The 20,255-nt window shown below is 52.0% G+C and carries 13 protein-coding genes and 1 pseudogene; 12 read left to right on the forward strand and 2 right to left on the reverse strand.

The genetic code is table 11. From position 1 onward, the window contains the following. Positions 1-296: 296 nt before the first annotated feature. The 12 genes and pseudogenes from Q363_RS03705 (at position 297) to Q363_RS03755 (ending at position 17,762) form a co-directional block, all read left to right on the forward strand. The gene (locus tag Q363_RS03705; RefSeq protein WP_281175964.1) at positions 297-4,742 is read left to right on the forward strand and encodes a beta strand repeat-containing protein; all 4,446 of its coding nucleotides are present in this window, start codon (positions 297-299) and stop codon (positions 4,740-4,742) included. Positions 4,743-5,114: 372 nt separating this feature from the next. Continuing rightward, positions 5,115-5,345 (forward strand): annotated as a pseudogene (locus Q363_RS46065) (Wzz/FepE/Etk N-terminal domain-containing protein); the annotation flags it as partial. 258 nt (positions 5,346-5,603) lie between these two features. Continuing rightward, positions 5,604-7,463: a GumC family protein gene (locus tag Q363_RS03710; protein ID WP_245632017.1), complete on the forward strand. Its 1,860-nt coding sequence runs from the start codon at positions 5,604-5,606 to the stop codon at positions 7,461-7,463. A 37-nt stretch (positions 7,464-7,500) separates the two neighbouring features. After that, positions 7,501-8,466: a polysaccharide biosynthesis/export family protein gene (locus Q363_RS03715; protein ID WP_035347946.1), complete on the forward strand. Its 966-nt coding sequence runs from the start codon at positions 7,501-7,503 to the stop codon at positions 8,464-8,466. 12 nt (positions 8,467-8,478) lie between these two features. Then, positions 8,479-9,642 (forward strand): glycosyltransferase, encoded by a 1,164-nt coding sequence (locus Q363_RS03720; RefSeq protein ID WP_035347947.1) that lies wholly within the window; start codon positions 8,479-8,481, stop codon positions 9,640-9,642. Further along, on the forward strand, positions 9,639-10,808 hold the full coding sequence (locus Q363_RS03725) for a glycosyltransferase family 4 protein (protein ID WP_035347948.1): 1,170 nt from the start codon (positions 9,639-9,641) through the stop codon (positions 10,806-10,808). The genes Q363_RS03720 and Q363_RS03725 overlap by 4 nt, the downstream gene beginning before the upstream one ends. Positions 10,809-10,888: 80 nt before the next feature. After that, on the forward strand, positions 10,889-11,743 hold the full coding sequence (locus Q363_RS03730) for a glycosyltransferase family 2 protein (RefSeq protein ID WP_035347949.1): 855 nt from the start codon (positions 10,889-10,891) through the stop codon (positions 11,741-11,743). Between the two features lie 135 nt (positions 11,744-11,878). Further along, entirely contained in the window at positions 11,879-13,186 is a 1,308-nt protein-coding gene (locus tag Q363_RS03735) for a hypothetical protein (protein WP_157466506.1), read from the forward strand. 27 nt (positions 13,187-13,213) lie between these two features. After that, the gene (locus tag Q363_RS35635) at positions 13,214-14,236 is read left to right on the forward strand and encodes a DUF6625 family protein (RefSeq protein ID WP_157466507.1); all 1,023 of its coding nucleotides are present in this window, start codon (positions 13,214-13,216) and stop codon (positions 14,234-14,236) included. A 34-nt stretch (positions 14,237-14,270) separates the two neighbouring features. Further along, a complete protein-coding gene (locus Q363_RS03745) occupies positions 14,271-15,440 on the forward strand; it encodes a glycosyltransferase (RefSeq protein WP_035347951.1) in 1,170 nt (389 codons plus the stop codon). Next, positions 15,437-16,909: a lipopolysaccharide biosynthesis protein gene (locus Q363_RS03750; RefSeq protein WP_084079944.1), complete on the forward strand. Its 1,473-nt coding sequence runs from the start codon at positions 15,437-15,439 to the stop codon at positions 16,907-16,909. Before Q363_RS03745 ends, Q363_RS03750 begins: the two co-directional genes overlap by 4 nt. 52 nt (positions 16,910-16,961) lie before the next feature. Continuing rightward, the gene (locus tag Q363_RS03755) at positions 16,962-17,762 is read left to right on the forward strand and encodes a hypothetical protein (protein WP_035347953.1); all 801 of its coding nucleotides are present in this window, start codon (positions 16,962-16,964) and stop codon (positions 17,760-17,762) included. Positions 17,763-17,821: 59 nt separating this feature from the next. On the opposite strand, the gene Q363_RS03760 is transcribed toward Q363_RS03755, so the two are convergent. Then, positions 17,822-18,949, reverse strand: a complete 1,128-nt coding sequence (locus Q363_RS03760; RefSeq protein WP_157466509.1) for an acyltransferase family protein — start codon at positions 18,947-18,949, stop codon at positions 17,822-17,824. 105 nt (positions 18,950-19,054) lie between these two features. Further along, positions 19,055-20,203, reverse strand: coding sequence for an acyltransferase family protein (locus tag Q363_RS03765; protein WP_051978316.1), 1,149 nt, complete (start codon positions 20,201-20,203; stop codon positions 19,055-19,057). Between the last annotated feature and the right edge of the window lie 52 nt (positions 20,204-20,255).

Below are 20,255 nucleotides of genomic sequence, written 5' to 3' on the forward strand. Positions count from 1 at the left end.
GCACCTGAGAGGCGCGATCCGGACAATCTTATGGTGGGCGTTATCCGATCTCAACCTCTCTTATCAAGGGAATACCATGCCTGTCCCGATGCCTACAACTAATCGGTGATTTCGATTTGAGAGGGGTCCTCATAACGTATGGCATGTAGGAATCTCTGCTGTTTGGGATAAGGAAATCCCAATGTTGAGATCGAGAGCGCGTAGAGACGATCGACCTCACGTTGCTTATTCTCTTTGGCCGTCCAGCCTGAAGTTATCGAGGAAAATGAATGCTTGACTTCCTGAAGTGTCTGCGAATGGTGGTCCCGTCTGAGCCAAATACAGTACGCACGCATAACAATCGGAGCCGCCGCGGTTGGCTGACCTCCTTTGCGCTCGTTCTGTTGCTTTCACGTGTGGCGAGTGCACAGTCTCACACTGTCACAACACTTACCGCAACGGCCACGGGCGCGGTGAGCGGATCTATCGTCACAATGACAGCCAACGTTTCGTCGGCCGGACAACCCGTTCCAGGGGGGACGGTCACATTTCGCGATACGTTTGCGGGAGCTGCCCAGGATCTTGGCACGGCCCAGGTGCAATCGGCGAATGGAACGCCTGGACTGGCGATCCTGAAGACTGAGGTCGGAGGAGTCGGCGCTCATTCGATCGTTGCCATCTATAACGCTCCAAAGGCGTATAGCACCAGCAGCTCGGCGCCAGCAGCGCTTACCTTTCAGGCGCCTTATTCTTCAGCGACAGCACTCGCAATAACTGGTAGCGGAGGGACTTACACGCTTACGGGTACTCTTTCAGCATTCGGTCCCATCCAGCCGACCGGCTCGCTCACGTTTACTGATACGACCACCAACACCGCGATTGGCACGGTCCCGCTGGATCCTACAACAGCGACGCAGGGCTTCACGCCGCCGACCCTGTATAAGATTGCAACCGAAACGCCGTGGTCTACAAGCTCTATGGGAACCCCAGTGAGTGGCGACTTCAATGGTGACGGTCATCCGGATTTTGCCGTGCCAACCTCTCTCGGTCCAGTAGTCGTCATGCTGGGACATGGCGACGGTACTTTTCAGCCGGGTGCCAGTATTTCGGCTACTCAGCCTTTTGGCGCGATCGCGGCAGACCTCAACGGTGATGGCATTCTGGATCTAGCGATAGGCAATAGAGGAACTAATGCTTCGATCGCAATCTACCTTGGTAATGGCGACGGTACGTTCACGGCAGGGGCGGTTTATAACGCCCCCCCAAATGCCGATTATCAGGTTGTCGGGTCGGCCGATTTCAATCAGGATGGTATTCCTGACCTCGTCGTATCCGATCACGCGAACAATCAGATGGCCGTGTACCTTGGCAACGGTGATGGAACGTTTCGAGGAACAGGCCTATTCCCCACAGCTCCCGCGCCATGGAATCACGCGATTGGAGATATCAATGGTGACGGCAATCCAGACTTAGTTATCGCGGATGATATTAACGACGCTCAGGGCCAAAATATAACGATTCTACTGGGTAATGGCGATGGTACGTTCCGTCAGGGAACTTACCTGGTGGGAGGCGTCACGTCGAGCGGTTCGGTGGCTCTTGCCGATTTCAATGGAGATGGAAAGCTCGATATAGCGGCTACCGAAGAACCTGCAAATAGCGTTTTTGTCTTCCTGGGTAACGGCGACGGAACGTTTCAAGCCAAGACAACCTACGTAATGGATCCCATGTACCCCTGTACGACGCCGGCGGCGTGCGGTCCTTACCATATCTCGCTTGGAGATTTCAATCAGGATGGGAAGAAGGACATTATCACGGCTAACGCCGAAGGCGAGAGCATTTCCGTTCTGCTTGGCAATAGTGATGGCACGTTTCAGGCAGCCAAGATGTATCCTGCCGGCGCAGCTGTGATTTACGCTGATGTTCAGGATTTCAATGGCGACAACCAGGTGGATGTAGTCGCAGTGGCGCAGAATGGGCTACAAGTCTATCTGGCTGGAAATGCTGAAACCGCGCAGTTCTCACCTTTCACTGTCACCGGATGCGGTACGCACTCTATTGTTGCCACGTATAGCAGCGACTCGAACTATGCAGCCAGCACTTCTCCGGTGCAGGGCGTATCTCAAAACGGTGTTGCCACGGCTATCAGCTTAGTCCAGACGCCACCAAATGCTGTCTATGGTCAAACGGTCACGCTCACAGCAACCCTGACACCCTATGTGAACGGTTCGAACTCGTCAGACGGTTTGTCCGTCACCTTCTTCGACGGAACTACAAGTCTGGGCACCGGTGTGCTTAGCGGCGGCGTCGCCAGCCTCACATTGACGTCGTTGACAACGGCCCCTCATAGCTTTACAGCTGTCTTTGCTGGCGATTGCGCCCTCACAGGAAGCACCAGCGTCGCTGTTCTCGGGACTGTCGGTAAGGCAACGCCAACGATCACGTGGGCGAACCCTGCGCCGATCGCCTATGGCACCGCCTTGTCCTCGACTCAACTCAATGCAACGGCTTCTGTCCCGGGCACCTTTACCTATAGCCCGGCTGCTGGAACCATTCCGGCTGCTGGAACCGACACTCTGAGTGTGACCTTTACGCCCACCGACACGGTCAACTACGCTGCGACAACGAGCACGGTGACGATCACGGTAGGGCAGGGGACGCTTACCGTCACGGCTAACGATGCAACGAGGCACTATGGAGCGCCGAACCCGACCTTCACGGGTACAGTCACGGGCGCAAGCAGCGGGGACACTTTCACGGAGAGCTTTACTACATCCGCCACGACAACGTCGGCACCAGGCAGCTACGCCATCGTCCCCAGCGTAACGGGAACGAATCTGGCTAGCTATACTCAATCGGTAACCAACGGTACGCTGACGATTACCCAAGCATCGTCGACTCTGTCGATCGTGCCCAGTGCGACGGCGGCCGTTCCTGGTCAGAATGTAACTCTGACCGCGACGGTGACCCCCGAGACCAGTGGCACGCCGACCGGAACGGTTAGCCTCTTCGACAATGGCAACCCGCTTGGTACGGCGACACTAACGAACGGTACGGCGACGTACTCGACCGCAACATTACCGCTCGGCACTCATGCGATTACCGCCAGCTACAGTGGCGATGTCAACTTTACCGCAGCCACTGCGAGTGCGGTTTCGATCACTATCGCATCTAACGTTCTCAGCGTGACCGCGGCGGATGCGGCAAGAGTCTACGGAACGCCTAATCCGACGTTTACCGGCAGTATCACCGGTGCGCAGAATGGCGACACATTCACGGAGAGCTTCACGACCACAGCTACACTGACCTCGGCGCCAGGTGCTTATGCCATTGTGCCCACTGCAAGTGGAACGAACCTGGCTCAATATCAGGTGTCAGTGGCAAACGGGACACTGACCATCAGCAAGGCTTCCGTCACTGCGACCCTTGCCTTGAGTGCTACCAGTGTCATGCAGGGGCAGAACCTAACTGTTACGGCGCAAGTGGCTTCGGCCACAAGCGGAACGCCGACCGGAACGGTTAGCTTCTTCAGCAATGGCAATCCGCTCGGGACGGCAACTCTGACCGGCGGGACGGCTACATACTCGACGACGACATTGCCACCCGGGACTAACGCAATAACCGCTAGCTACGGCGGCGATTCCAACTTCACGGCAGCCACAGCAAGCGCAGTCTCCGTAACGGTTGGATCGAACGTCCTCAATGTCACGGCAAAGGATGCATCCCGTATGTACGGGGCGCCTAACCCGACGTTTACCGGCAGTATTACCGGTGCGCAGAATGGCGACACGTTCACCGAGAGCTTCACGACCACAGCTACGCTCACTTCGGCACCAGGAACTTATTCGATCGTTCCCAGCGCAAGCGGAACGAATCTGGCTCAATACCAGGTGTCAGTGACCAACGGGAAACTGACCGTCACGAAGGCATCCGTCACCTCGACTATTGCCTTGAGTGCCGCGAGTGTCACCCAGGGCCAGAACGTCACTGTGACGGCGACTGTGGCCTCGACCACCACCGGTACGCCGACTGGAACGGTTAGCTTCTTCAATAACGGCAACGCACTCGGAACGGCAACTCTGACGAACGGTACGGTAACGTACTCGACCACTACGCTTCCAATTGGCAGCAATGTCATCACCTTCACCTATGGGGGCGATACGAACTTCAACACGGTGGGCTCGACCACTGGAGCTAATACCGTCACCGTGTCCGCGCCCATTCCGCTTGACTTTGATTTCCAAATGACCACTCCGTCGAGTGGGCTTACGGGGAACTATGGAAAGTCGGTGAAGGTCACGCTGCATGTTGCGCCAACAGCTGGTCAGTATCCAGGGACAGTTCAGTTCGCTGTCTCCGGAACCCCTGCTGTGCCCGCCACCTACACATTCTCTCCCGCGACAGTAGCAGCGGACGCCGGAGCGACTGATGTGACCATGACGATTCAGCTTCAGGCACTCGCGAATCTGAACCACGGGCCGGCAACCTCCGGCCGTCTTGCATCCATCGCGCTCGGGTTGCTCGTTCTTCCCTGGGTCTCCGTGCGAAGAATGCGGAGATCGGGTCAGCGTCTACGCAAGTCCCTGGGGCTGTCGGCTCTACTGCTGGTTGCCCTGGGAGCTGCTCTGAGCGTAACGGGCTGCGGCTCCGGTACACCAAAAACTGCCAACATCCCGGTAAGCGATTCGATTGTAGTCAATGCAACCAGTGGTAGCGTTCAACACTCCGTTACCGTCAACCTCCAGGTTCTGAAGGCGCAATAACCCCTGGTCTTCTGTACAGCATGTAGCACAATATCTCGTGGCATCGGCGTTCCCCGCCTGTGCCACGAGAACAAATTTCATCCGGCAGCGGATAGGTTAATCAACCTTGGGACCACGCGCTTATTGCGAGCTTGTTTCGCACGTCCCCTAGGCTATAAAGAGACCATAACGTCAGCAGTTACCTTTTCGGGCCCTTCCTCACGAGGCAAATAACAGTACAGGCGTAGCGTGTCCGTCAGTTCGATGCTTTTTATTCAGATCAACCTTCACAGCGAATCGCCGTCAGAGCAGACCGGTCGGCAGGGAAAACAACTCCTTCCCAAAAGGATGTAAATCTAAGGAATTTCGATGCCGTCAATCCAGGAAAGGAAGATGCAGGTTCAAGCTTACGAAGCCTCTATCTCCAAAAGCACGGACGAACTCAAGTTAAGTGACATATGGACGTTTCTGCAAAGGCGACGATGGTGGATCGTCGCCTTTGCTGTTGTCGGGCTGATGGGGGGCTTCTTTGCTACGATTCGCGCCCCCCGGCTGTATACGGCATCCGCGACTGTGGAGTTGAATAAGGATAGTTCTTCTGGTCTTGGAATCCAGGATCTCTCTGGCCTGACGTCTCAAGTGGGTGTGGGCCAAGAGTTCATGTTCGACATGTTGACGCATCAGGCAGTGTTGCTCAACGACAATACTGCCCTTTCTGTCATCAATCACCTCGGGTTGATGCAGACACATCCTTACGTCGACGTACCAACCGGCAAAATGCAGGCCGCATTTGCGCGGGAGGCAGGCCTTCCCTTGGAGCAGGCTCCGCTGACGCGAGACAGAGCTCTCGCGATCTTTCATGGAGGTCTCCGTGTCCTTGTTGTGAAGAACACTCGCCTGCTGACCGTGTCCTACACCGACACTGACCCACAGAGAGCCAGTCGAATCGCGAACGCCGTCGTTGAAGCATATCTCACAAATCACACCGAAGCCCGGTATACCGCCACATCGAAAGCTTCGGCTTGGTTAACAAATCAACTTGAAGATTTGAAGCGACGTGTTGAGGAAAGCCATAAAAAGGTCACTGCGTACGAGCAAAGTACGGGTCTTGTAGGAGTCAGTTCACCCTCGGCCAAAGGCGGAACGCCCACGCCAGATTCGACGAGCACCGCCTACCAGCGTTTGACGGCCTTGAATGCCGAGTTGAGCCGTGCAGAGGTGGCACGGATCGCCAAGGAAGCTGTCTACCACCTGACTGAAACCGGCGATCCTGATGTCGTGCTAGGTGTGGGCGAGACCAGCCTGGCGACAGGCATGGGAGGAGACAGCCCCATTGCTGCTGGCAGCAAGGATATTCAGCTACTGCAGAAATTAAGGGAGCAAAAAGCTTCTTTGAAGGTCCAGCTGGCTGCCGAGCAGGTCCGGTATGGAGCGAAGAACCCTGCGCTGCAGGAGATCCGTAATCAGATTGATTCGCTGGAGACTCAGGCCCACGAGGAACTCCAGCGAATCAATAAAGAGGCAAAGAATGACCTAGAGTTGGCCAGGGCAAACGAAGATGCGATTCGCAAGAGTGTTAATGACCAGCAGCGCGAGGTTGCCGCGCTAGGCAATAGCCTCGCAGCGCTTACGTTTCTTCAGCAGGAGGAAAATACAAGCCGTGGTCTCTACCAGGATCTTTATACACGCTTGGAAGAGGCTAATATTGCCGCGGGTGTGAAATCCTCCGATATTGTCATCGTCGATCCAGCCAGGACTCCCGGCCAATCCTCTTCGCCGGTGCCGAAGATGAACCTGATGGGTGGTCTATTCATTGGATCGCTGATTGGACTGCTTGTCGCCGGCGTCGTCCATCTGAGGGACACGTCTCTCAATGTGCTTGAGGACTTCGATGGCGTCTGGGAGTTCCCGCTGCTGGGGATTGTGAGGCGGTTTGATGGGGGAACTCGTGCGAAGCTCCGCAACGGCCTGTCGAGCGCGGATATCCAAAAGCCGCTGGTTCAATCGAGCGAAAGCGCATGGCTGTTGACTGCACCAAAATCTGGGATCGCAGAGTCTTATCGCAATATCCGAACTTCGATTCTTTTGTCGAATATTGATCAAGCACCGCAGGTCATTCTTGTTACGAGTCCGCTGAGCGGGGACGGGAAATCCACGACGGCTTATAATCTTGCGATTGCCTTTGGGGTCCAGAACAAGCGCGTTCTTCTACTTGACGCCGATATGCGGCGGCCAACAATCGGTCAGAAAACAAATTGCAATGGCAAAAAGGGCCTGAGCGATCTGCTGGCGAACGACTTGCCTCTTGATGAGGTAGTACAGCAGCATCCAAATCTTCCTAGCCTCTACGTACTCACGTCGGGAACTATCCCTCCTATGCCGGCGGAGTTGCTTGCGTCAGAGCGTTTTGGCCGGCTCATCGAGCTGCTGCGCGAACAGTTCGATTACATCCTGATTGATGCTCCGCCAGTACTGCTTGTTACGGACCCCCTTCTCTTAGCAATGTCAGTGGATGGCGTTGTCCTCGTCGTGCGTGCCGGAGTGACAACGAAACCTGTCATGAAACGGCTGAGGATTGCGTTGCAAAAGCCCAATGTGAAGGCTCTTGGTTACGTTCTCAATGGCATGCGAGATGACTCGGAAGGATATGGGTACGGGTACGGCTATGGAGATAACACGAAGCGCAGGTATTTTGAAGGTGGTTCAAGGGCGGGGGGTAGTAATGGCTACTATCCCGCATAAATCTATTGGCGGTCTCTTGATTGCGCAGGCGTTAGGCATGCTGGTCTTAGGCTCTCTGTGTAGCGCCCAGCAGGTCTCGCCCGCGATCAGCTCGAATCTCGAGCAGACAGCGGGAACCACCTCGACGCGCCGCTCCTTGAGCCCGAGCGCCGGCCCTGCGGCTCTACCGGACGATTTTGCCAAGCTGCGCCTCGATACAGGTTATCAGTTGGAATTGGACGTTTTTGGCGCACCGGAGATGAGTTGCTCACTGCGGGTGGACGATGACGGCGACGTCAATGTTCCCTTGATTGGTACTGTTCACGTAGCTGGCGAGACATTGAGGGAGGCAGAGAGAGCAATCGCACACGAGCTGGTGGCCAAGGAGATGATCAACTCTCCAAATGTCCTTTTGAAGATCATTGCCTTTGCTGCGGGCACGATTACTATGTCCGGAGAAGTACAGAGTCCTGGAAAGCTCCAGCTACTCGCTCCTCGTACATTGTTGGCCGTGCTTGCCGATGCAGGTGGAGAGACGACGGCGGCGGGTGGCCATGTGGAGATTCACCGCAGCCTGCCGGGAGGGGGCGAGCAGGTAGTTCAGGTCGCCTACGCGCCTGGAAAGGACCCCAGGGAAGCTGAGAAAACGCTCGTCCTCCCCGGCGATACAGTCTATGTTCCGCGCGCGGGTGTCATCTATGTTCTGGGGGCGGTCAACAGGCCCGGCGGCTATCTCATGGTGAACGGTGGCACTCTCGACCTTCCGCAGGCTGTTGCGCTGGCGATGGGTATCTCTCCGGTCGGGTCGTCGAAGTCTGTGGTGGTTGTGAGGAAGCAGGATGGTCGGATCGGTGAATATCGTTTACGGCTTGATGAGATGCAGCGCGGAAAGGGCGAGACTTTCGCTCTTATAGATGGAGACATGGTCTATGTTCCCTCCAGCAAAGTTAAGTCGGCACTTATTAACTCGTCGTCGGTTCTGAGTGCAGCGGCCTCGGCGGCCATAGTTTCCACAGTGCATTAAGCTTGAGGACCAATGAAACGGGTCTTGCATATCATGGGAAGTCTGGAACGTTCTGGCATGGAGATGATGCTCATGAGCAGCGCTGAGCAGTGGCGCTGTGCGGGTTACTCCTGCGATCTTCTGGCGACAAAACACGACGTAGGTCCGCTCGCTGAAGAGATGCGAAGAGTGGGATATGGGATTTGGCACATCCCATTTCGATCCGGTAGACGTTATCTACCGAGCCGCAGGCTGATTCCAGAGTTCTTTAGGCTTTGCAAGCAGAACCGGTATGACATTGTCCATATCCATACAGAGGCAGCCACTCCGATATTCGTTATATTGGCAAAGCTAGCAGGAGTGAGCAACATTGTTCTCTCGGTGCACAGCACATTTCTTTTCGATGGACTACTCCGAACTCGAAAGAAGCTGGAGCGGATGCTCATCCGAGCACTCGGTGGCCGCTATGGGATGGTGAGTGACGCTGTCATGGAATGCGAACGGGAGCGATTTCACAATCCTGGAGTCAGAGTATGGAACTGGCTAGACACAGAGTATTTCAGACCACCGAGTGCCGAGGAGCGGCAGCTGGCACGGCAAAGTCTGGGATGCACTGATGGCCAATTCGTTCTCGTCTCCGTTGGCAACTGCAGCCGCATCAAGAATCATTCAGCGTTGCTTCGAGCTCTCCCACAGCTTAAACAAGTCCCTTTCCTCTATCTCCATGTTGGGAAAGAAGAGCCAGCGAGGCCAGAGTTGGCATTGGCAGCCCAGCTCGGGCTTGAGAACGAGGTTCGCTTTATGGGGTCGCAACCCGACCCACGTCTGTTCTTTTGGGCTGCTGATGTGTTTGTCATGCCATCCCTCTATGAAGGGTTAGGAAATTCCGCTTTAGAAGCGATTGCCTCCGGCTGTCCAGCGGTTCTGTCAGACCGGAGCGGTCTGAAGGAGATTGCGAACGAAACGAAGTGGGCAATCTCAGTGGCACTGGACGAAGATTCGATCGCTGCTGGATTATTGCGGGTGGCTGGACTTCCCGCAAATACACGGCGGTCTCGTGCGTTGGAAGACAGTACACGTATCCGAGCGCGATTTTCCATGCAACGGGGTGTTCAGGTGATGATCGAAAATCTGTACATAGCGCCTACTGACGCTGCCATTCCGTCACTTCAAACCGCCAATCCGGAGCTTTCATGAAGATCGCGATGTGTGCGCCGGCAGACCTTCACGCTCTTGCTCGTTTCTGTGGGCAGGATGTCGAAGGAGTGCCTCCCGGTCTTGGTAGCACTGCCACGACGCCGCTGATAGAAGAGTTACTGCGCCGAGGTCATGAGGTCACGTTGTTTACTTTGAGCAATGAACTTGCGAAGGAAACCAGGCATGAGTGGGGTGGGCTGAGGGTCTTTACAGGGCCTAGCAGGCATTATGGAGCTGCGCGCAATCTCTATTGGCCCGAGGTTGCTTATCTTCGTCGAGTCATCGCAAAGGAGCGTCCGGCATTCGTACACGCGCACTGGACATATGAGTTTGCGCTCGGAGCACTGACGTTAGGTATTCCATTATTGACTACGATCCATGATCTTCCATGGAACGTCCTGCGCCAATTTCGTGATCGTTGCCGCACAGTCCGGTTGCTTATTGCCTATTTAGTTGCTCTGCGCTGCCATCGTTACACCGCGGTATCAGAGGACGCGGCCAATCATTTCCGGCGATATTTCAAGCCCGGGGGAGATATCGAGATCATTCCCAACTTCCTCAAAGACAGCATCTTTGAAGTTGGTCACGGCATGGCAAATTCCGATCGGCCCTTTACGTTTGGGACCATTCTCTCAAATTGGTCGATCGGGAAGAATGGACATGCTGCTCTCAAAGCATTCCATGCCGTCTCCCGAGTTGCACCGGAATCACGATTGATCATGATGGGAACCGACTATGAGCAAGGTGGGCCAGCCCATCGCTGGGCTCGCCAGCACGGGTTGGATGCGCGCGTGACGTTTGCCGGCATGTTGCCTCACGAGCAGATGCTCCGGCGCGTGCGTGACGATGTCGATGTAATTGTGCACCCGTCGCTGTATGAGGCGTTCTCGATGGCTGTGCTGGAGAGCATGGCTCTGGCAAAGCCTATAGTGGCCGGTTACTCGACACCCGGAATGCGACAAGCCCTTCTCGAAGGAGACGCCGGTGTTCTGGTCGATGTACGAGACAGCGGAGCCATCGCGCGAGCCATGATTAGTCTGATGACGGACTCCTCTTTAAATCAGCGCGTGGCGCGGAATGCTTATCAGCACGTTTCCTCCGCTTATCGCAAAGATTCCATAGTCCCACGATATGAAGAGATCTACGGAAGGATGGCTTATCGATGAAGCAAATGTTCCATCTGAACAATTACTTCCAAGAGAACCAACTTGGTGAATGTGGACGACTAGATGCATCTTGAGAGAATATGAATTCTGGACAAAAAATTCGACTCGCGGTTTTGATGACCTGCTTCAATCGAAGGAGCATGACTCTCGAAACGTTGGATTCCCTGTTCGGTCAGAAACACATTGAGAATTTGGACGTGACTGTCTATCTGGTTGATGACAACAGTTCCGATGGAACTGGCCCGGCAGTTGTGCAGCGCTTTCCGCAGGTTACCCTCTTACAGGGTAATGGCTCCTTGTTCTGGAACGGGGGTATGCGCAAAGCTTTTGCTACGGCACTGGCCACGGGCTTTGACGGATACATCTGGCTCAATGATGACACGCGACTCGAAGACGATGCCCTCCATCGCCTTGTAGCATGCGCCATGAATATTGGAGATCCACCGGGATCCACAATCGTGGTCGGAAGCATTCGTGACCCCTACACTGGTGAGTGGAGTTATGGAGGAGTCCAAAAAAAGAAATCTGGGTTGCGGTTGGATTTTGTGCACCAGTTACCAGATGGAAGCCGAGCAGTCCGATGCGACACCATGAACGGCAACTTCACGATTATCCCGGCTGCCGTGGCGTCCCGGTTAGGGAATCTCGACGATGCATTTCAGCATCAACTGGGAGATTTTGACTACGGCCTCCGCGCCACGAAAGCGGGTATTTCAATCTTCATAGCGCCCGGATATTTCGGATATTGCCGCGATAATCCACCATCCGGAACCTGGAGGGATTCCACATTATCACTAAAACAGCGGTGGAGACACCTCATGTCGCCGAAAGGTGCTCCGCCAAAAGAGTGGTTCCTCTATACCCGCAGACACTTTGGATGGCGTTGGCCACTTTATTCAATATCGCCATATTTAAAATCTGTCGCCGGCCTATGACTCACATGAGGAGGTGTTCAAGATACTTTCAGGCCTGGCAAGTAGTTGCGGGATGCGAGGCCTATCTCATAACCCGAAGCTATCGAAAAATAGCAAAGGTAATGGACCGATGGTAAAGAAGGAAAACATTCAGTGTTGTTGACAGCCCTGATTCTTCTCATAGTCATTTCAGTTTTCGCCACGTTGGCATTTTATGCCTCGCGTAACGTGCTAGTAGGCTGGTATTGTCTACTGGCAACATACGCCTTGGGGGTTGCATTTGGCTCGCAACAAACCGTGGTCGGAAGCCTACATTTAGACCCTTCCGATGCAGTCAGCCTGATTCTGCTTGCCGCCGGCCTAATACGTTTCTCCAGAGTCATGAACAAGCCCGGATTCTTCAGGGTTGTCGGTCTATGTTTTATTTTGGTTTTCGCCTTCAGCCTAATCAGGGGGATGTTGCTCTTTGGGGTCGTCGCTGCCAGCAATGAGGGAAGGAGTTACATAGGCGAGCTGCTTTCGCTACTCTACTTTGCGACTATACCAACAGACGAAGGCACTATTAAAAAATTCGTTAAAGCATACCTGATATTCGGATGTGTTCTCGTCGGTATTGCCATTCTCCACTATCTCGGGCTAAATGTTGGCTCATCCTACGAAGCGTTAGTTGACTCTGTGGGAGACATTGACAAAAATCGTGCGGTACCTGCTGCCGCGGCAATGGCCATAGCTCTTTGCTTTATCTTTAGTGTAGGTTGGATCACTCATCAGCGAAGCCCGCGCTTCTTCGCATACCTTCCGGTGGTCTTCGGCGGAATGGTAGTTCTGCTGCAACATCGTACGATTTGGGTCGCACTTCTTATTTGTGCCTTATCTACGCCTTTTGTTGATCGAGCAATGGCAGGGCGGTTGATTCCTATAGGGATCTTAGCCGGAATCCTAGCTTTTTTCATGGCCATATGGGTCTATGGAACAAACTCGAGCGCAACCGAGCAGTTTGAAGACAGCAGTACAAATCTGGGTACGTGGGGATACCGTGTCGACACGTGGGACGGTGTTCTGTTTGACGATGATGCGACAATTCTTTCAATTCTTGCGGGGAAACCGGTTGGGACGCCTACCCTTCACTTCGACGCCTACCTAGGCAGCTATGTAGAAATGCCGGCCCACAGCGAATACATTTTTCTATACCAACGGGTTGGTGTTTTTGGGCTAACACTATTTCTAATCTTTCTTTTGAGACCCGTTTCCCTCCTCTGCACGCAGCGTTTCCGGCACTCGAGTTTGCTATTCCCATCTTCTTCTAGCTGGTGTCTAGCGTCTATCGCGATCTTTGTCTACGGTGTGACCTACAACTTCAATGCAAACGCCATTCCATTTATTGGTGTTGCAACGGCGCTGTTGCTTTCGCCAGAGCATAGCTCGAACAATGTCGCTGTAATAAGAAGCGAACAATCCCCTTGATCAAAGATAGATACTTAGAAGGTTAATTTGGCCTTTGATAGCCTTGGGCGCGCGATTGAGAAAACGAGACACATTGAGAATGGAGAGCCGGGTATGAAAGGCATTAAACTCATCTCGGTATATCTAGGTCATTTACCTGCCTGGTTGCCAATATGGCTGAATTCATGCGCGCTAAACAGTGATGTTGATTTTTGTCTGATCACTGACCGCCCACAGGAGGTGCCTTACATACCGACCAATGTACAGGTAGTTGCAATGAACCTTCTCGAAATCAGAGAGCGATTTTCACACGCGGCGGGCTTTCCCGTTGAGCTGCCAAAGCCATACAAGATTTGTGATTTCAAGCCTCTATTTGGCAATGCTTTTAAGGATATTATTCTCGACGCCGATTTCTGGGGTCATATTGATATGGATATGTTCTTCGGGCGCCTCAGGCATTTTCTTACAGACGATCGTCTTGAAAATTACGTCAGACTCTATGCTGCTGGTCACTTAAGTTTATTTCGCAATGATGAGTGTGGAAACTATCTGTATCTGTTGCCAAACCAAAGACTAGATTGGCGCACTGTCTTCACGACTCCCTATTCGTGTCATTTTGATGAAAGACATGGTATCTATCAGACTGTACTTGAAAGTGGTCTGCCCTTTTTTGAAGACTTTTCTTCAGTCGCTGACATTCTTCCATCGTCGTCGCGTATCAGGTTAACGAATGTAGGTCAAAATGCGAAACATCAGGCATTTATATTTGACAACGGAAGAGTTCTGCAAATCTTCATTCGGGACGGTAAGGTACGCGAGCGAGAGTTCATCTATCTACACTTTCAAAAGCGTTCGCTTCCTGCACTTCCGGCACACGATTGGAAGGATATCCGTCAATGGGTATTCACGGCTCACGGTGTATATCCGGAGCTTGCGCCATCGTGGAATAAAAAAAGCATAGCTGCTGCGAATAGGCCCAATTTATATCACATTTACAACTTTTACAAACGGAAGCTTAGAAGTGATGTCAAGCATTGGAATCATCCGCGCTATTCCGAGTCGCAAGCGTGATCTATAAATCAATGAATGACGACAGAAGAAGGAAATGGTTAAATTTCGCGATGTTTGTCCCGACCACAAGATGGAAGGAATACAAGCGGTGATTAGAACGCCGACAGACAGGTCGGGTAATCCTGTTCCTAGAGTTTTGTATCTCCCAAACGAGGGCGATTTTCAGGGGGATACCAGCCAGATAGGAGGCCGGGCTGCATTCCATGAGATGGAGCAGGATGGAACGATTAAAGAACTCAGAGTTTATAGTTTTCTGGTTGACTTTAGAGTGGATCGAAACAAAGCTCGTTCACACCAAAACCTGGTCGATACAGTTCGTGCGGTTCAACCTGACATTATCTTCTGGCAACATCCTCAAGATTTCCCGATCGATATGGATCTGCTCAGAGCAATCCGGGTATGCGGCAGCTCGCCACTCATTGCTTACCATGAGGCGGATCCTTTCGACCGTTTTTACAAACCCTTGAACAACGCAGCAAAGACACTCTATTTCGATTCTGATGTTTTCTTTACGGTTGCCCTCGGCATGGGCCGCCGTATGTTCAATGAGATAAGGTCCCACCCTCACTTTTACTATTCTTCACACTGCTTCGACCGAGAGCGGTTTGGCTCATCGCCGCCAGACCCCTCCCTGGTGGGCAGTAAATACGACGCAGTCATGTTCGGCAACATTGGCACTCGATTTCGTGTGATTAAGCAACCAGACTCAATGCAGCGCGTTCGACTTGCTCGCGGTCTGGCTAAGCTCTTGGGTAACCGTTTCGCTGCGTTTGGGAGAGGTTGGCCGTCGGGAACCAATTGCCATGGCCCATTTCCGTATGGGAAGCAGATGGAGATGATTCAAGTATCTAGAATGTCGACAATTTGGGAACTTTATCCCGATCACACTTATTATTTCTCCGATCGATTGCCTATTGCTCTAGCTGCGGGCGTTCCTTTCATAACGAATGGCCGCAACGGTTATGACTCTCTCTTTGCCAACACACCTGGCGTTTTCTGTGTAGATTCCATAGAGGGTGCTTTGGATGCAGCACTCTATCTAAAGAGTCTACCTATCGACGAGATCGTCGCAATTGGTTCTGCAGCTCGCGCCTGGGCATTTGAAAATCTTGAAGTAAGAAAAGTCTTTCGCCGCGCATTTGATATTTGCCGCAGAGAGTGGCAGAACAAGCAGCGCGGCATCGGGGTCTTTGCAAAGCAATGACAGAGAACAGCCCCTCACTGCTCCGCTGGAGTTACTTATCTACGATATCGACTGTTACGATGCAGCTAATTGCATCGGTCACCATAACGCGCTTTTTACAACCCGCTGACTATGGGCTTGCTGCCATAGCCTCGCTTTGCTTCGGTCTGACCAGTGTTTTTACGCAGTTGGGAATGGGGCGAGCCGTAGTTCAGAAGCCCAATCTAACAGATGGCAATATTCGTGCTTCTTTTTCACTCAGCGTGGCAACGGGACTCGGTGGATTCATTATATTGAGTGCGCTCACTCCCATTCTGGCTATTTACTTTCGTGAGCCTAGACTTCCTCCTGTCGTGATCGCTTTTGGATTGAACCTGATCTTCCAATCAATCTCTTCAGTTGCGGGTGGTCTACTTCGACGGGAATTCCGCATGCGCGCGCTATTCATCTGCGACGCTCTTGGATATCTGCTGTCGACGTTTGGTCTTGGCTTGCCGCTCGCGATTAAAGGATACGGGGTCTGGGCACTTGTCGCCAGCAACGTATCTCAGCCATTGATCGTCGCAATTGCCTATTGGATTGCCAGACCGCACTCTGTCGTTCCAACCTTCAGGAAAGAGGATTTTGCTCATATCACCAGTTTTGGGGGTAAAGCGTCCGCCACTACTGCTATAGAGGCCTTGGGGGGCTCTCTGGATCTTCTGATCATGGGAAGACTCGTCAGTCCAGCATCACTCGGTATTTACAATCGCAGCCTCACTTTGAGCACCCAGCCCGGCTATAATCTCTCCATAGGATTGCTTAGAGTTTTTCATCCAACAATTGCGCGAGCTACTGAACGCAGTCTTGCTGAGTGCCACAAGATCTTGCTAAACAGTGAGCGCCAACTGATGGCACTTATCTTCCCTTCTTGTGTTGGAGCCGCAATTGCCGCGCCAACAATTATTCCAGTGATCTTTGGCGAGCAATGGGCCGCCGCAGTACCCGTTTACCAGATGCTCTGTCTCGTAGCTGTTCTGGATGCATCGTTCCATCTTCCCGCTAATCAACTGGAAGTATTTGGTTTGTTTCGTCACAAATTCCTTATGCAGGTTGCATTTGCAGTTGCTTTCGGCACGGGAATTGTTCTTGCTGCGCCTCGGGGGATGGTAGCGATCGCTACTATGTATGCTGGTCTTCAGCTGTTAAGAACCCTATACCACCATTGGTTAAGTGCGCGTTCTCTGAGACGTAGCATCTGGTCATTACTCACGGCTTGGATTCCTGGGATAATTTGCTCGGCCGTTGTGGGCACTGTCCTTTACTTTGCACAATTCAGTATTGCCCGGTCGTCTCACATCAAACCAGCCTTTCAATTAGTCGTGCTAATTGTCCTGGCGGGTGCGACAGCAATCTCCGTCTTCCGCTTCCTATTTAGAAAATCCGTATACGAGCCTTGGATGCTCATTGTTAGGGGCAAAAAAACAAAGGCTGCCTTGCAGCCAACCTAAACTGAAATAAATTGACTCTATCCATTGCTTTCCTGAGAGCACACAATCGATTATGGAAAATTTGACCCTATTTGTCAGCTCGAGCGATGGCTATGAAGACTGCTGGTATCCATTCTTTTTCTTGCTGAGAAAGTTTTGGCCTATCTGCGATCTTCCAATCATTTTGAATACAGAGGCCAAATCATTTGCGTTTGAAGGACTAAATATCACTTCCACAAAGACAGGCAAGCAAAAGAGCTTTGGCAAGACGTTTCATGCAGGCTTAGAGCAGGTAAGTACCGACAACATTCTTCTTATCATGATCGACTACTTCATCATGAAGGATGTTAATGAGATTTACCTTCACGACGCTTATAACACTTTTATTCAAGAACGGCTTGACGCTCTTTGCCTAGTGGAGATGACAACCATTAAGGAGGCAACTCCTCTTCAGGATAACGTCTCCCTTGTGTCGGGCCCAGGACAGAATCGCTTCTCTTTCCAGGCCGCTATCTGGAAGAAGAGCAGCATAAAAAAATACGTGCTCGGGCATGAAAATCCGTGGTTATCGGAGTGCTTCGGTTCGCTGAGATATAAATACACAAAAGACCGAATAGCATTTGTGGGCGAGAGTGCCGAACCCTTCAAATATCTTCACACTGGAGCCCTTCACGAGGGGAAATGGATCAAAGAGACGATTCCTCAACTGGAAGAACTAGGAGTCATTTTGGATTGGGAGAAAAGAGGCTTCTATGAGTGGAAGCATCTTTCGTTGGCGCAAAGAATTAAGAAGAGGCGGAAGACAGCTATTCAGGAAGCTAGGTCGAGAGCGCATCTGCTTGGACTAAAGTATGGCCTACTCTCTCCAGATTAAGACTCAAGCGCTTCAGTCTTATTGATGAAGGACGAGGTAAGCCTAGCCTGGATGAATTATTATGCAAACATCCGGCGGCGTATTCTAAGAAAGGGCTGTTCCAGTAAGAAATAGGAAGTGGATGCCAAAAGACCAATAAGGAAAATTCGAAAGAAGAGGTCAGGTAAATAGTTTGCGACCAGTGGTGTCCGTGAAAGTGCAAACGGTTGCTGCCAGAGATAGATACTATAACTCATAGCACCAATAATTATAATTGGTCGCTTGTTGAGAATTGATGGAGCTGTTCGCGCGGCTTTCTCCACGGAAAGAGCAATGCCGATGTTGAGTGCTGGTCGTAAAATAAGCGATTTGCATAATCCGAAGACGACGCCTCCCTTCAAAAGGCACAATGGCGAGTCGACACATGTCAACACAGGTACCAAGAAAAAGAAGCGATTATCCAGGACCCGGTTGAGATACCGGTTCTGAGGCAGTAGCGCTAATAAGCAACCGCAAGCGATTGTGTCAGCAACCGAGTAGAAAGCAAGATTCCAAAATGGCCATCCAAACCGAATTATTGCAACATTGATTGTTGGAACCAGGGCCATGGTTAGTATTAGAGCCCTCTTGCGCGTCCCTGGCCATGCTATGAAGAGCATGGGCCAGAGCAGGTAGAACTGTTCTTCGACACCGAGAGACCACAGATGTCCTACATGCCAATCTGCTGGATTCGCGTAATTCTCCAGAAAAAGAAACGAGAGGACTTTGTTCTGCAGAGAGATGGCTGATCTCTTATAGACGAAGATTGCCACCATGAACGTGATAGCTGCTGGCAGGATCCGAAAGGCTCGTCGAATGTAAAACTGACCAAGATCTACTCTGCCAGTCCTTTTCTCCTCGTTCAGCATGAGCAAAGTAATCAAATATCCGGAGAGCACGAAGAAGATTTTTACGCCAAACCCTCCTAAAGAGGTGAGAGCCGTCCCCATCAGCGTATCTGGCGTGAAGAAACGTTCGTAACCAAGGTGGTCGATGAGAACAAAGGCTATGGATATCGCTCGCAAACCATCCAATGATGAGATGCGCCGATGAGCCGGCTCGCTGGAGACATCCGTTGGCGTCGCATGTTGAACGCCGGTATTGAGAGGCAGTGCATCGGGCGAATCCATTAGACTTGCTTCGCTAGTGAGTGTGGAGCTATTCGTCATCGCAGTCTCATCCAATGAGATTCGCCTGGCCAGTATTCATGATTTCATTGGTGCCAGACCTTAATCGACGAGTAGTGAAACAATTGGGTCATATCGCAAAGTGAATCACTGTGTTTTTTCGAAGCTGGCATTACTACTGAAGAACGGCTGTGGTCTCTTTGTGGGGCTCCCAACTTCAAGCCGTCGACGGATTTGTGCAAGTGGGCGTTCAACCAGTCGGTTTATGAGATAGGCATAGGACAGGGTAAGAGCGAATGCCAAGGCAACCGCAATGTTATGTGGCTTTTCGTGGCTGAATAGTACCCTCAACAAGCTAGTGTGGACGAGATAGGCAGTATAGGAGAGCGAGCCAATGAAACGAATGACTCTTCCATTGAGCCATCGGCACCAGTTCTTCGAACAGCAAATCGCGAAGATAAAAATCGGTATCAAAGCTAGGCCCTGCAGTGTGTAGTGCAGCGTGATGCGATAAGCGTTGTTGCGGATACAGAAGCTAACCAGCAGCAATAGTACGCCTAACGCAGTCCATAACTTTGATGGATATACACCTCGATCCAATGCTGGGTTGGCGGCTAAAGCGAGGATACACCCAAACAAAATACTATCCATTCGAGCATCGCTCGCATAGAGGAGATACGCCATCGAAGTATCAGGAAAAAGAAAAACCAGCAGGAGTCGCCATGCAAGAAAGATCAGGCAGAGCCCACCGAGCAGCCTGGCCTGGCTCTTGTACGAGAGAGCCAATTTGTTCATCAGGATAAAAAGAAAAGGAAATAATAAGTAGAAATGCTCCTCGACAGCAAGAGACCAAAGGGACCCGAGGCCAGAGTTACGAAGGTCTTTGAAGATAATCCAGTAATTGGTGATAAAAGTCGATGAAGCAAGAAAAGACCCACGGTCGACAGGTTCATTCAAGACGTGCGTGATGACGAGAGTCAGGATGAAAGCAATCGTTAGATAAAGTGGAGGAAAGATTCGCAAGGTGCGACGGATGTAAAAATTGCGAAGCGACACTGATCCTGATAACTCAAATTCGCGTCGCATCAATGTAGTAATCAGGAAGCCGCTCAAGAAGAAAAAAACTGTCACGCCGAACATTCCAAGATGGGTGTCCCATCCATGGGCGATAAAAACGAGACAGAAGGCAAGTGCGCGAATGCCATCCAATGACGGAATATAAAAGCGCTCCAGTTTCGTTTCTGAGTTGACGTCAGACCGGAGATCGCCTGAGAGGGAGGAGAAAGCCTTAATCACGGAGGTTCATCCCGTTTTGCTTGGGTTAAATGCTCTCAATCGGTTGTTACTA

Source organism: Edaphobacter aggregans DSM 19364 (assembly GCF_000745965.1).
Lineage (GTDB): Bacteria > Acidobacteriota > Terriglobia > Terriglobales > Acidobacteriaceae > Edaphobacter > Edaphobacter aggregans.